Annotated in this window: 12 protein-coding genes and 1 pseudogene; 4 read left to right on the top strand and 9 right to left on the bottom strand. The window is 67.7% G+C overall.

Annotation, left to right across the window (positions count from 1 at the left end):
* Positions 1 to 38: 38 nt before the first annotated feature.
* From ACRYJK_RS00105 to ACRYJK_RS00135, 7 genes are all read right to left on the bottom strand, one after another.
* Positions 39 to 674, bottom strand: a complete 636-nt coding sequence (locus tag ACRYJK_RS00105; protein WP_482665573.1) for a DUF2231 domain-containing protein — start codon at positions 672 to 674, stop codon at positions 39 to 41.
* Positions 665 to 1,462 (bottom strand): copper resistance protein B, encoded by a 798-nt coding sequence (locus ACRYJK_RS00110; protein ID WP_482665574.1) that lies wholly within the window; start codon positions 1,460 to 1,462, stop codon positions 665 to 667. Before ACRYJK_RS00110 ends, ACRYJK_RS00105 begins: the two co-directional genes overlap by 10 nt.
* Positions 1,463 to 2,091: 629 nt before the next feature.
* Positions 2,092 to 3,918, bottom strand: coding sequence for a copper resistance system multicopper oxidase (locus ACRYJK_RS00115; protein WP_482665575.1), 1,827 nt, complete (start codon positions 3,916 to 3,918; stop codon positions 2,092 to 2,094).
* An 86-nt stretch (positions 3,919 to 4,004) separates the two neighbouring features.
* On the bottom strand, positions 4,005 to 4,370 hold the full coding sequence (locus ACRYJK_RS00120) for a hypothetical protein (protein WP_482665576.1): 366 nt from the start codon (positions 4,368 to 4,370) through the stop codon (positions 4,005 to 4,007).
* Between the two features lie 29 nt (positions 4,371 to 4,399).
* Positions 4,400 to 4,801: a hypothetical protein gene (locus ACRYJK_RS00125; protein ID WP_482665577.1), complete on the bottom strand. Its 402-nt coding sequence runs from the start codon at positions 4,799 to 4,801 to the stop codon at positions 4,400 to 4,402.
* Positions 4,794 to 5,198 (bottom strand): Cu(I)-responsive transcriptional regulator, encoded by a 405-nt coding sequence (cueR, locus tag ACRYJK_RS00130; protein ID WP_482665578.1) that lies wholly within the window; start codon positions 5,196 to 5,198, stop codon positions 4,794 to 4,796. Before cueR ends, ACRYJK_RS00125 begins: the two co-directional genes overlap by 8 nt.
* A complete protein-coding gene (locus ACRYJK_RS00135; protein WP_482665579.1) occupies positions 5,195 to 7,663 on the bottom strand; it encodes a heavy metal translocating P-type ATPase in 2,469 nt (822 codons plus the stop codon). Before ACRYJK_RS00135 ends, cueR begins: the two co-directional genes overlap by 4 nt.
* A 151-nt stretch (positions 7,664 to 7,814) precedes the next feature.
* Between ACRYJK_RS00135 and ACRYJK_RS00140 the strand changes: the two genes are divergently transcribed.
* The 4 genes and pseudogenes from ACRYJK_RS00140 (at position 7,815) to ACRYJK_RS00155 (ending at position 10,866) form a co-directional block, all read left to right on the top strand.
* Positions 7,815 to 8,396 carry a DUF4396 domain-containing protein gene (locus ACRYJK_RS00140; protein ID WP_482665580.1) on the top strand — a complete coding sequence of 194 codons (582 nt, stop codon included), beginning with the start codon at positions 7,815 to 7,817 and terminating at the stop codon, positions 8,394 to 8,396.
* A 380-nt stretch (positions 8,397 to 8,776) separates the two neighbouring features.
* Positions 8,777 to 8,881: a hypothetical protein gene (locus ACRYJK_RS00145; protein WP_482667353.1), complete on the top strand. Its 105-nt coding sequence runs from the start codon at positions 8,777 to 8,779 to the stop codon at positions 8,879 to 8,881.
* A pseudogene (locus tag ACRYJK_RS00150) lies at positions 8,872 to 9,402 on the top strand (DNA cytosine methyltransferase); the annotation flags it as partial. The gene ACRYJK_RS00145 and the pseudogene ACRYJK_RS00150, both read left to right, overlap by 10 nt.
* Positions 9,403 to 9,480: 78 nt before the next feature.
* Positions 9,481 to 10,866 carry an META domain-containing protein gene (locus tag ACRYJK_RS00155; RefSeq protein WP_482665581.1) on the top strand — a complete coding sequence of 462 codons (1,386 nt, stop codon included), beginning with the start codon at positions 9,481 to 9,483 and terminating at the stop codon, positions 10,864 to 10,866.
* A 171-nt stretch (positions 10,867 to 11,037) separates the two neighbouring features.
* On the opposite strand, the gene ACRYJK_RS00160 is transcribed toward ACRYJK_RS00155, so the two are convergent.
* Complete coding sequence (locus ACRYJK_RS00160) at positions 11,038 to 12,969, bottom strand: FTR1 family protein (RefSeq protein WP_482665582.1); 1,932 nt, start codon at positions 12,967 to 12,969, stop codon at positions 11,038 to 11,040.
* Positions 12,966 to 13,604 carry a cation efflux transmembrane domain-containing protein gene (locus ACRYJK_RS00165; RefSeq protein WP_394270821.1) on the bottom strand — a complete coding sequence of 213 codons (639 nt, stop codon included), beginning with the start codon at positions 13,602 to 13,604 and terminating at the stop codon, positions 12,966 to 12,968. Before ACRYJK_RS00165 ends, ACRYJK_RS00160 begins: the two co-directional genes overlap by 4 nt.
* Positions 13,605 to 13,620 lie beyond the last annotated feature (16 nt).

Below are 13,620 nucleotides of genomic sequence, written 5' to 3' on the forward strand. Positions count from 1 at the left end.
TCGCTTCAGCCGCCCCGCTCGTCCCCCGGAGATGGATTTCAGAACATCATGTGCTCTATGCCGTGCGTCACCGACGCGCCGAGGAAGCCCTGGACGAGAAGCAGCGCGACCACGGCGCCCAGGGCGACGACCATTCCCCGGCCGTGCACCGAAGCCCGCCGCCGCCACGCCCACGTCGCGAGGATGCCGCCGATCACCCCGAGAGCGGTGCCGAGCCATCGGTGCAGCATCAGCACCTGGTCTGCGTCCTGGATGGTCAGTCCGCCGTTGAGCCACCCCAGCGCGGCGGCGATCACCGAGCCGATCCCCGCCACCACGATCAGGGATCGGATCAGCTCCACCGTCTCTCCCCGTCGGCGCGCGAGGACGAGGGCGACGAGGGCAACCGGGAACAGCGCGATCGGGAAGTGGACGGCGAACGGATGCATCCGGCCGAACCAGTCGAACAGCCGCTCGGGGAAGCTCTTGGGCTCCTGAGCCGCCATCTCCTCCATGTGCGCCTCCATCTGCTGCTGCATCTCGGAGGGCGGCAAGGCTCGGCCCGGGGAATGGGCCTGGACTTGGGCGGCCGCGGCCTTCGTCTTCTCGTGGTCCTTGTGCGCCGCTGCCGGCGAGAGGATGGCAAGCGTCGCCAGCGCGCCGAGGAGGATGAGGACGGACCGGATCAGAACCACAGCCTGATACCTGCCAGGAAGCGCACGCCGCCGGCGTCCTCGCCCGCTGCCACCCTGTAGCCCCGGGTTCCGCCCCAAGCCTGCTCATACTCAACCCCAACATAGGGGGCGATGACGGCCGGGCCGCCGTCGGGGAAGAACTCGTAGCGAAGGCGCGCACCGAGCTCCGTCGTGGTGAGGCCCGACCCGAGGCCGAGCTCCGGCACGTCCTGCAGCGAGAAGTTCACCTCCACCAGCGGCTGCAGGATCAGCTGCTGCGTCAGCCGAAGATCGTATTCCGCCTCGAAACGCGCAGTGACCTCGCCCTCGGTGGAAAGGAAGACCGCGCCGTCCACCTCGAACCAGTAGGGAGCGAGCCCCTGCACGCCGAGGACGAGGTGCGTGCGGTCCGGTCCGGCGTTCAGGTCCTGGCGGACGCCCGCCTGCAGGTCGAACCAAGGGTCGATCGCGTGGCTCCACAGCGCCTGGACCTCAGCGCCCTCGAGCTCCTCCCCGAACTCACCTTCCCCTTCGGTCTTCACCCACAACTTGTCGATGTCGCCGCCATACCAGAATTGGGCATCCCAGGCGTAAGCCTCCGGGCCCTCGCCGACCGTTACCTCGAGCTGATCGACGAGGAACTTGTAGGCCTCCATTCCCCCATGCTCTTCCGCAAGTTCGGCGCGCGATCGTGCCGCCTCGGCGGGATTGAAGAACAGGTCCTGGGCATGGGCCGGGCCGCTCAGCGCCTCGAGCGGGGGCGGTCCGACCGGCACCTCGACCGCCGTGGACGGCGTGCAGTGACCCATCGCTGCGTGCTCCGGCGCGCAGGCGGCCGCACTCTGGGGTGCAGCGTGTTGAGCCGACGTCGCGTGACCCGCATGAGGGTCGGCTCCGAACGGCGGAGACGTCGACTGTGCGGGCAAGGTGCAGTGGCCCATAGCGGCATGCTCCGGCGTGCATGTCGCCGCCCGGGTCGGCGAAGGCGCGACCGGCGGGGCGGGGCGCGCAGCCGGCATTTGGCAATGGCCCATCGCGGCGTGTTCGGGGGTGCAGGTCTGCGCTGGAGCCGGACCGGGCGACGGCGTTGGCGTCGCGGTAGCTGCGGGCATGGTGCAGTGGCCCAAGACTGCGTGCTCGGGGGTGCACGTCGTCGCGGGTGCAGGTGCGGGCGCCGGACCTTGAGCCGGTATCGTGCAGTGACCCATGGCAGCGTGTTCCGGCGTGCAGGTCGCCGCGGGCGCGGGCGCAGGTGCGGGAGCTGCGGGTCGAGCCGGCATCGTGCAGTGCCCCATTGCCGCGTGCTCGGGCGTGCAGGTCGCCGCGGGCGCAGCGGGCGCCGTCGCCGTCGGCGCCGCGGCTGGTTGGCCATGGCCGCTATGCTGCGCGAGCGCGGGGGTAGCGGCGGTCGTCGCCAACAAGGCGAGGATCATCCGGTTCATGCTGCGTCTCCATCAAGCGGACGGACCGTGACGACGCGCATCATCCCCGCATGCATGTGGTAGAGAAGGTGGCAGTGGAACGCCCAGTCGCCGGGCGCGTCGGCGGTCAGGTCGAGATCAACGAAGCCGCCGGGCATCACCTTCACCGTATGCTTCATCGGCTGACTGGCGCCATGGCCATTGACGATCTCGAAGAAGTGGCCGTGCAGGTGCATCGGGTGGGTCATCATCGTGTCGTTGATCAGCCTGAGCCGAACCCGCTCGTTGCGCGCGAAGCGATAGGGCTCCGGGTTTTCGCTCAGCTGTTCGCCGTCCATCGACCACATGAACCGCTCCATGTTGCCGGTCAGGTGGATGTCGATCCGCCGCGTCGGCGTGCGCGTGTCGCGGTTGGGGGTCAGCTGGATCATGTCCCTATAGGTGAGCACGCGGTGCCCCACGTTCTCGAGGCCGATGCCCGGGTGCCCGGTGCGGTCGATCGGGTTGGGCGCGATCATGTCGACGCCCACGCCGACCGGGAAATTCACCTTGGACTCGTCGCGCATGTCCATGTTGGAGTGGTCCATGCCCGCCATGCCGCCGGCCGGAGCCCCCGACGGCGTCGACGGCCCGTGCCCCATTGCACTGTGGTCCATGCCAGCCATGCCGCCCGAGGCGGCTCCCGCCGCCGTTCCGGCGCCGGCTCCATGACCCATTGCGCCGTGATCCATGCCGCCCATGCCCATGTCGACCATGTTGAGAGTGGGGCGCTCGCGGAGAGGCGGAACGGCCGAGACCATGCCCATGCGCGGCGCCAGCGTCGCGCGCGCCATGGCCGAACGGTCGATGCTCTCGGCAACGATCGTGTAAGCCTGGTCGGCCGGCTGGACGATGAAGTCGTAGGTCTCGGCGTTTCCAATCTGGAACTCGTCCACCTCCACTGGCCGCATGTTGATCCCATCGGTGGCGACGAACGTCATCGGTAGGCCAGGAATGCGGAAGTTGAAGGTCGTCTGCGCGGCCGCGTTGATGATTCGAAGGCGCACCCGCTCGCCGGGTCGGAACAGGCCAGTCCAGTTCTCCCGGGGACTATGGCCGTTGATCAGCAGCGTGTAGGCCGCCTCGGTCACGTCCGAGATGTCGGTGGGGTCCATCCGCATCCGGGCGAACATCTGCCGGTCTTCCTGGCTCAGCTCCTCGCTGCGCTGGCCGAACAAGGTCTCTTTCTGCCGATTGAAGAAGCCGCCCTCCTGTTTCATCCGCATGAAGATCTGATGCGGGTGGAGGAAGCTCCAGTCGGAAAGCACGATCACATGCTCGCGGTCGTAGGCGACGGGATCGGCACCGGCCGGGTCGATGATCATCGGCCCATAATGGCCGAGCTGCTCCTGCAGCCCCGAGTGGCTGTGATACCAATAGGTGCCCGACTGCCTGAGCGGGAACTCGTAGGTGAAGGTCGAACGCGCGCGGATGCCGGGAAAACTGATACCCGGCACGCCGTCCATCTGAAAGGGCACGATCAGGCCATGCCAGTGGATGGACGTGTCCTCGTCGAGCGTGTTCTCAACAATGAGGCGCACGTTCTGACCTTCGCGCAAACGGATCAGCGGCGCGGGGATGGTCCCGTTGATGGCCAGCGCGTGGCCGTTACGACCGTCGATGTCGAACATGGTGTTCGCCACGCGCAGCCGGATTTCCTCGCCCGTGAGGGTGGCGCCGGCCTTGCTGGCGAGGCCGTGGCTGCCATTCTGGGCCCACGCCGGGAACAAGCCCGACAGTCCCACGCCCGCGGCGCCGAGTGCGCCGGCCTTGAGCAGGGAACGCCGGCCGATAATCTGGTTCATTGAGAATTCCTTCGGGCGGGGCATGCGCCACCGCCATCGTCTCGACAGGTCGGGAGACGGCGCTGGGCGTCGCCTCCCTCCTGAGCTCAGTTCTGGTTAGGTCCGTGCCCCGCATGAGCGCCACCGCTCATGTCGTGGCCGGCATGCGGGTCGGCCGCCTGGCCTTGCTGACGCTGCCCGGCACAGCAGCCGCGGCCGTTGCCGCTCGCCATGCCCTCGCAACAGGCCATTCGCCCGTTGGCGTCACGACGGCAGCAGTCCGCCATGGCGTGACCGGCGTGCGGATCGGCCTGGCCGGACTGGGCCGTCGGAGCGCCGTGCCCGGCGTGCTGGCCCTGGGCCTGCTGGGCCGAGTGCCCGGCATGGCTCGTGTGGGTATTGGCGGGGGCCGCGGTCTGCGCGACCGCGGGAGCAGCGGTCGCCATCGCGACCGCAATGAGAAACAGCTTCATCATTGATCTCCAGAAATCTCGAGTTCGCGTCAGATCTCTGGACGAATACGCGGCGGGGGCGTCTCTCCCTCAGGGTGAATGCCGGAAAGGAGCTGATCGCCGAGCAAGGCCGGCGGCAGGACATCGTGCGGCAGCCGTTCCGCACTGAACGGCTCCGTCGCGGGAACGGCGGCGCAGGCGACGGCGCAGCCCGCCTCCATTCCGGGCGCGCTTTTCTCGTGCTCGGTCGCCGGAGCCTTCTCGGTGCAATGGCCAGCCGCCGGCGCCGCCTGCGGGGTCGCGGCATGCGCCGGACCGACGCCGCCGATCATGGCCAGCGGCGAAAGCAGCAGGGCAAACGCCAGAAGCAGGGAGGACAGAAGCCGGGGCATGCGCCGCCAGACATAGTGCGAGCCGGATCGACCGGCAATGAACGGTGCCCTGTCACGCATGGCTTGCGTCCTCCGCCGCGAGATCGGCCAAGATCGGGCAATCGGGACGGTCGTCGCCGTGACAATGGCGGGCAAGGTCCTCGAGCGTCCTGCGCATCGCGCGGATCTCGTCCTCCTTGCGCTTCAGCTCTTCGGCGCGTGCGGTGGCAAGGGCCTTGACGTCGGCGCTGGCGCGGCTCCGGTCCTGCCACAGCGCCAGCAGCCGGCCGATCTCCTCGATCGGAAAGCCGAGGTCGCGCGCGCGGCGGATGAAGCGCAGCGTGTGGACGTCGCGGTCGTCGTAATCGCGGTAGCCGGAGTCGCGCCGCGCCGCCTTCGGGATTAGCCCTATGCCCTCATAGTGGCGGATCATTCGCTGGCTGACGCCGCTGCGCTTGGAGGCTTGGCCGATGTTCATGGCTCCAGGCTCACACTCGCAGCGGGGCGCCAGCGGCGCAAGGTAAGAGCGTTGCCAACCACACTGACGCTGGAGAGCGCCATGGCGGCGCCCGCTATCACGGGGCTGAGGTAGCCGAGCGCGGCCAGCGGGATGCCGATCACGTTGTAGATGAACGCCCAGAACAGCCCCTGGCGGATCTTGGAATAGGTCCGCCTGGAGATCTCCACGGCATCTGCGACGAGACGGGGGTCACCCCGCATCAGCGTGACGCCCGCCGTGTGCATCGCGACGTCGGTGCCGGTCGACATGGCGATGCCGACATCGGCCGCCGCGAGAGCTGGCGCGTCGTTCACCCCATCGCCGACCATCGCGACCGTGCCGCCCTCGTGCCTAAGGCGGGACACCGCCTGAGCCTTGTCCTCTGGCAGAATGTTGGCGATCGCCTCGTCGATGCCGAGGCGGCGAGCGACGGCGTTTGCGCTCCCTTCATTGTCGCCGGTCAGCATGACCGTGCGAATGCCACGGGCGTGTAGAGCCTTAACGGCGGCCTCGGCGGCCGGCTTGGGCTCGTCGCCAAAGCCCATCAGCCCGAGCAGGCGCTTGTCGTCGCCAGTCTGCGCAATCCATGACACGGACCGGCCATCATGCTCCAGTTCGCGAGCTCGGCGATGAAGCGCCGTCAGCCCAATACCGTTCTCCTCCATCAGCCGCGTGCTGCCGAGGATGAGGCTGCGGCCCTCGACCGTTGCGGCGATGCCGCGGCCTGGCAGGGCGCGAAGGTCGGCGGCGGGACGGGCGCGGACCGACTGCTCCTCGGCCGCCGTGACAACGGCGCGGGCCAGCGGATGCTCGCTTCCGCTCTGCAGGGCCGCCGCCAGCGCGAGCAGTTCATCATCCCCGACACCCTCGGCCGGCACGGAGGCAACCAGCCTCGGCTTGCCCTCCGTTAGGGTCCCAGTCTTGTCGAACGCCACTGTGTCGATCCGGTGAGCGGTCTCGAGTGCCTCGGCGTCCTTGATCAGGACCCCGGCGCGGGCGGCCACGCCCGTGCCGGCCATGATGGCGGTCGGCGTCGCCAGGCCGAGGGCGCAGGGGCAGGCGATCACCATGACCGCGACCGCGTTCAGCACGGCGACCTCGAAACTGCCACCCACGGCCAGCCAGCCCACGAAGGTGAGCAGGGCGATCGCGAGCACGACGGGCACGAAGACGGCGCTCACCCTGTCGACGAGCCGCTGGATGGAGGCCTTGGCGCCCTGGGCGCTCTCCACCAGACGCACGATGCGGGCGAGTGTGGTCTCCGCGCCAACCGCGCTCGTCTCGATGAGGATCAAGCCCTCACCGTTGATCGAACCGCCGGTCACCTTGTCACCGAGCGCTTTCGCCACCGGCATGCTCTCGCCAGTGAGCATGGACTCGTCCACGCTGCTCGCGCCTTCGCGCAGCAGACCATCGACCGGAATGCGCTCGCCGGGCCGCACCCGCACGAGATCGCCCACCCGGACCTGATCCAGGGCGACCTCGCGTTCGGAGCCGTTGGCATCGATGACTCGGGCGCGGTCAGGACGCAGCGCCATGAGCGCGCGAATGGCCGCGCCGGTCTGCCGCTTCGCGCGCCCCTCCAGCCACTTCCCGAGCAGGATCAGCGTGATCACCACCGCCGAGGCCTCGAAGTAGAAGTGGCCGGCCATGCCGTGGTCCATCCCCGGGACGACCAGCTGATACAGGCTGAGGCCGTAGGCGGCGGACGTGCCGAGCGCGACCAGCAGGTCCATGTTGCCGGTGCCTGCACGGGCGGCCTTCCAGCCGGCGCGGTAGAAGCGGGCGCCGAGCCAGAACTGGACGGGCGTGGCCAGCAGGAGCTGGACCCAGCCGGGCACGACGAAGTCGACTCCGAGCGGCGCCAGCAGCATGGGCAGGACGAGGGGGAGCGACAGCAGCGCCGCGATGATCACGTGCCGAAGCTCGCGTGCGGCGACGGCGGAACGCCTGGCTTCCTCCTCGTCCGCGGCGGTCGTGGCGGACGAGGCCTCCCGCAACGAGGCAGAATAGCCCGCCTTCTCCGCGGCCTTCACTAGCGCCTCGGGCGAGGTGGAGACCGTCTCGACGCTGGCGGTCTCGGTGGCGAGGTTGACGCTCGCCTTCACGACGCCCGGCACCTTCAGCAGCGCCTTCTCGACGCGGCCGACGCAGGAGGCGCAGGTCATGCCGGTGACGTTCAGCTCGACCGTGCGTTTTGCGGGCATGTAGCCCGCCTTGAAGATCGCGTCCGCGACGGCGGATGCGTCGCCCCGGCCGTTCTCGAACGAGACCTCCGCCCGCTCCGCGGCTAGGTTGACCGACACGTCGGCGACGCCGGGCACCTGCCGGATGGCGCGCTCGACGCGCCCGACGCAGGAGGCGCAGGTCATCCCCTCCACGGGTATGGCGATGGTCTCGCCCTGCTCTTCCGTCCGCTCCCGAACGGCGACTGCCGCATCCATTTTCCGTCTCCTCTCATGCCGAGTCGACGATGGATATGGTCCTTGACACAATGGCAGGGTCAAGCACGGAAAAATTCCATGCCAGGTCCTTGACCCTGACACGGCGTCAAACTCCACCTTGCCTCCACATCGAAGTGAAACCGAGGACAAGATGCTGGCTTATCAGGTGAACGGCATGACCTGCGGCGGATGCGCCCGCGCCGTCACGAACGCGGTCAAGACAGTCGACGAATCCGCCATCGTCCAGGTCGACCTCGCCTCCAGCTGTGCGGTCGGCGAGGTCCTCGGCCTTGCCATCGGCACGGCACTCGGCTGGGCCACCGTGCCCACGATCGCCCTCGCCGTCGGCCTGGCCTTCCTCTTCGGCTACGCGTTCACGATGTTCCCGCTGCTGCGCGCGGGGCTCGCCTTCGGCGCGGTGCTGAAGCTCGCGCTTGCCGCGGACACCATCTCCATCCTCATCATGGAGGTGGTCGACAACGCGATCATGCTCGCCATTCCCGGCGCCATGGACGCCGGGCTCGGAAGCCTGCTGTTCTGGGGCAGCCTGGCCGTCGCGCTGCTGATCGCCGGCGCATTCGCCTTTCCGGTGAACCGCTGGCTGATCGCCAGGGGCAGGGGCACGCGGTCGTGCACCAGCAGCACGCGCACTGACGCCGCGGGTCCGATCAGCGCGACCATAGCCCGCGGAAGTGGGCCGAGTGCTCCTCGATCGCATCGAGGACGAGCATGATGGCGGATCCAGGTGACTGCAGAATCTCCTCCGCCGTCATCGCCGGGATCAACGAGAGCAGCTCTGTCAATCCTGGCTCAGGTGCAGCGAACGCCTGACCACCACCCGCGCGTTTGACGAACCAAGGGAGGAGCGTTGCCCGTCAGCCAAGTGTGGTACGTGAAGCCCGAGGCTTTCGACCAGCCGCGTTTCACAAGGGGCGTTGGTGCCACCCGTTATTACACAGTGGAACGTCGCCCAAACTCGGCCAGTCCCTCATAACAGTCGACAAAAGCGTCAATGCCCACCTATTGCCATGATTCTGATCCGGGCCGCGTAGTGTCTGACGGGGGGGTAGTACGATTGGAAAGCGGGGGCATCCTGCACTGAGGTGCGTCGATCTGTTTGCCGGTGCCGGTGGTTTCTCACTGGCTGCCCGGCAAGCAGGTTTCGAGGTGTCGCTCGCGATCGAACATGATGCCATGCTGCCGCTACCTATCGCCTAAACTTGGTGAGTGGCCAGCGCCCGACGCGGCTGATCGAGGCTGATATCCGTACTCTCGACCCCGGCCTCCTCGCCCGGCAGACCCTGAAGAGGCGTGGTCCTGTCCATGTGATGCTGGGCGGTCCGCCTTACCAGGGCTTCTCGAGCCATCGCGCGAACGGTGCTGGCGTAAGCGATCAGCGCAACGATCTGATCCACACCTATTTTGACTTCGTCAGGGCCTTCGCGCCGCGCGCATTCCTTATGGAGAATGTACCGGGAATGTTGTGGCCACGGCACAGCGCGGCCCTCGCCCGCTTCTACAACGAGGGCATGGCCGCTGGATACCGGAAGCGGTCTGGCGGCTTTAAGACGTCGACGACCGCGAAGCAGACACCCAACGGCCGACCCTCTCGGTGTAAACGAGATGCTCTGCCATTCGGCCTAAGGACCCCGTGTGGAAGGACCGGGTTGCGGTGCACGCCGGTCGCGGCCGTTAAGGTGCCGTTCGGGCGGGCTCGGGCGATATGCGCTCATGTATAGGATTGCCCCTCTGCTGCTCGCTGCCGCTGCTCGTCCGCCTCGTCACCACCAGCGGAGCCAGAGCCGGCGCCGACCAGCATGCTGGGCCAGTGGCGGATTGTCGCGCTGGACGGGCGCCCGCCGATCGTGGGACGCGATGGCCGACCGCCTGTCCTGACCTTCGATGAGCATGGCTATGGCGGCTATGCCGGCTGTAACGGGTTCGGCGGGCAGGGGCTCGCGCACGAGGGCCGCTTCTACGGCGGCTTCGCAATGTCCACGGCCATGGCCTGCGGCGCGCCGTTCGACGGGCAGGAGACGGGCGTTCAGCGCCTGCTGGCCAGCGCCCCGCGGATTGAATGGCTTGGGGCCGACCGGATCGCTCTTGCCGCGCCTGGTCAGCGCCTGGAGCTTGAACGCACCGGGGCGCTGCCGGCCGACCGGCTCGTTGTCGCGCCCACTCCATTCATCGGCACCGCGTGGAGCTTCGGCGCGCTCGACGGCAAGGCAATCGAGATGCCGGGCGCACGCTCCGGGCCGACCTTGACGGTAGAAGGCGACCGCTTCACCTTGGAGACGCCTTGCCTCACCTTGGAAGGCAGTTGGACTCAGGCTGGGACGGGGGCGGTCACCCTGAGCCCCGGCAGCCGGACCGCGCGCACTTGCAACCCCGCGTCTCGCGGGCAGAGCGAGGCGTGGGCGCAGGCGATGCGCGGGGCCTTGCGCTACAGCAATGGTCCGAACGGCGAGATCCTGCTCGCCGGCGGCGGCCACTGGATGGTCGGCGATCTCGTGCGCCGGGGTAGCAGTGAGGGCGGAGCGATCGCGGGGCGCTACGCGGTCGAGGGCGGTCGTACTGCCGCCCAGCGTAACGGTGCCAAGCCTGCCGAGCTCATCCTCACGCGCAATGCTTATTATCTGTGGGACGGTTGCAACCACACCGAGGGGCTCGCCATTCCATTCGAGCGGCAGTTGTTCCTGCACGGTAGCGGGGTCACCACGCTCGCCAATTGCACGGCGGGCAGCGAGGATGCCCGCTTCAAGAACATCGTCCTTGCCGAGCCGCGGATCGGCCGCATCCCCGGTGGTCTTATCCTGTCATCCCAGTCAGGTGCGATCCGTCTGCGCCGCGCCGGCGTTGCACCGCCGGGTACGGGCGGCGTCACCACCAGCTTGGTGCCAGGCATGCGCTTCACCCTGCTCGGCGAGGGCGGCGGCACGCTAGCCATCCTGCCGGGGAGTCGCTTCCGGCTGACCCAGCCGTGCGGCGTCACCGAAGGGCGCTGGCGGGCAGCTCCCCGTGAGCTGGACGGTGCTGTTCGCTTCGCTCCGGAGAGGCCGGCCGAGGCCTGCGAGGGCGATCCGGAGGCGCGTCCGTTGCAGCGCATATTCCTCGGCAATGTCGATGTCGCAATTGGACCCAACCGGGATATCGCCTTGTTCGCTGGGCGTTTTGGCGCGGTACGCGCCCGGCTGGAGCGCTGAGGCAAAGACTGGGCCGTTAGCTGCCAGTCTGAAATGGAGCGACTCCAGGCGATAGCCGACGGTCCGCTTCGCGTCCCGCTAACATCGCGCTCGCCTCATCATTAGCGAGGACGTTGTCAGTTTCCGGCATTCCAGCCCGCGTTTTGCCTCCTCTACCTCAAGCGGCACATGCTAGGCTGCCCTCGCTGTCTGCGCTGCCCGCCAATTCAGCCAGAACCCGGCTGTAAGGGCGGCGGCCGTGAGTATTTGCGCAATCACCGTTTCCCTCGTCGGGATCAGGCCAAGCATGTCGACGTGTGGAACGGCGAGGAACGGGGTGACATCGATGATCCCGCCTTCCTGCAGTCCCCCGATGCCCTTCCCGGCGAGCACCACGGCGAGGATCGCAATGAGGATCGAGCTGTAGGTGAAGAACGTCGAGATCGGCAGCTGCCGGCTGTAGCGCAGCATGGCGACCGCAATGATGGCCAGAAGAACGGTCGCCGCCACCGCGCCGCCGGCAACGGCGCCGCCGTTTCCGTCTGTCCAGAGCGCGGTGTAGAAGAGGATGGTCTCAAACACCTCGCGATAGACCACGACGAACGTCAGGCCGAACAGGAACCACAATGACCGCTGGGATAGGGCGGCGCTCATGCGTTCGGCAATGTAGCGCTGCCATGCACCCGCCTGTGCCTTGCCGTGCATCCAGATGCCCACCGAGAGGAGGACAATGGCCGCGAACAGGGAGCCGAACCCTTCCGTGAGCTCCCGGCTCGCCCCGCTGATGCTGATCAGGTAGGTCGCTGCGAGCCAGGTGGCGGCGCCCGCCAAGAGAGCAGCGATCCACCCGCCATGAACGTAGCGCATGGCGTCCTGCCGCTCGGCCTTCCTGAGGAAGGCCACCATGGCGATGACGATGAGCAAGGCCTCGAGACCTTCGCGAAGCAAAACCGTGAAGGCCCCGATGAAGGACGACGCTGAACTGGCGTTTTCCGGCGCCATTTCCGTCTCGGCGTCGTCTAGCAGCCGCAGGACTTCGTCCACCTGCTGACGCACATTGCTCACCGGCTGCTGATCGTCGATCCTCGAGCGCAGCTCGGCCATTGCGGCTTCGATCGAGCGCATCAGTGCCCCGTTGCGCGCGGTCAGGATCGGCTCCACCGGCTCGAAGCCGTCGAGATACGCGGCGAGGGCGAGATCCTCGGCGCTGGAGAAATGACCCACTTCGTATGCAGCCAAGGCCTCTTGCAGCCGGTCCCGCGCAATACCGAGTGAGCGTTCCGCGCCGCTGCCAAGGACTTGCGGCTTTCCGCGAAGGAATGCCGTGAGGGCAGTGCCCTCAGCCGAACCGAGGCTTTGCTCGAGTTGCGCTGTTGTGAGGCTGACGAGCGCTCGCATGTCAGGCACGGCCGCTTGCGCCCGAGGGTTGGCCCAGACCTGCTGGCCACGGGCGGCGAGTTGCTCGGGGTAGGCATACCGCCCCACGTGGAAGGCCAAAGCCCAGCGGTCCTCCACCGGAAGATGGGCAAAGGACTCCATGGCGGTGCCCTCAAGCCCCTGTTCGATCACCTGGTAGAGCGCGAACACGCTCCGCTCTCGCGCCCGCGCCCGATCTGTAAAGTCGATCGGCGGCGGGTCCATGCCTGCCGACTCCAGCCCGCGGCCGTTCCCGCTTGCACCATGGCAACTCGAGCAGTGCTCCGCATAAAGGGCCGCGCCCCGGGCGAGATCTGGCGCCCCGGGAGGGGCAAGGGGCACCGGATAAGCTGCGAGGAGATCGCGCCCGAGCGCGCGTGCCGAGATGGCCACCTGAAGTGGAGGCGCTTTGGCGGCGATGATGTCCTGTAGTGTCTCGGCCTCGCTGACGAGCGACGCACGTGCTGTCGTGGGCGGGAGTTGCGCCAGCCGCTGCCGCACACTGGCCGAGAACTCGACCATCTCGACATACTCGGCCTCGTTGATGACACGGCCCTGCGCAACGGCTCCGGAGTAATCGACCGCGATGTAGTCGAGCAGCCGCCAGATGGTTTGCGCAGGGGCGGTCTGTGCATGGGCCGGCGAGACTGCGGCAAACGCAAGCAGAACCATCAGGAACGCCTGGCGCAGGAAGCTCGCCGGCTTCATCGCGGCTCGCTCAGCTCCTTGCGAGCATCGCCGATGATCTCCCAGGCCGAATGGAGGAACACGACCGCGATCGCGGCCGCAACGAGGAGGTCCGGCCAGGCGCTTTCGAGCCAGAACACCAGCCCGGCCGCGATGATCACGGCCACGTTGTTGATCGCGTCATTGCGCGAGAACAGCCAGATCGCCCGCGCCTGTGCGTCGCCGCCTTCACGGAACTTCGCGAGGACCAGCGCCGCTGTGACGTTCACGGCCAGAGCCGCGATGCCGATGCCCCCCATCAGTTCGGCTTCCGGCGGCACCGCGTTCATCGCCCGCCACACGGCCATGCCAAGCACCCACACGCCGAGTAGCGCCAGGAAGATGCCCTGGGTGAGCGCGACCTTGGCCCGGGTCCTTTCAGCCCACGAGAGCGCGAGCAGACCGACGAAGGTGATCGAGCCGTCGCCGAGGAAGTCGAGGGAATCTGCCTTCAGCGCCTGACTGTCGGCGAGGAAGCCGCCGACCAGCTCGATCAGGCCGAAGCCCACATTGAGGATGACGACGATCCATAGCGCCCGGCGATAGGCCGGATCTCTCGCTGCTTTCTGCGTGTCGCCATGACAGCCGCAGCCGGATTCCTGGTTCGAATCACTCATGCGGGAGCCTATAGAA

It is taken from the genome of Sphingomonas sp. BLHR8, assembly GCF_056821725.1.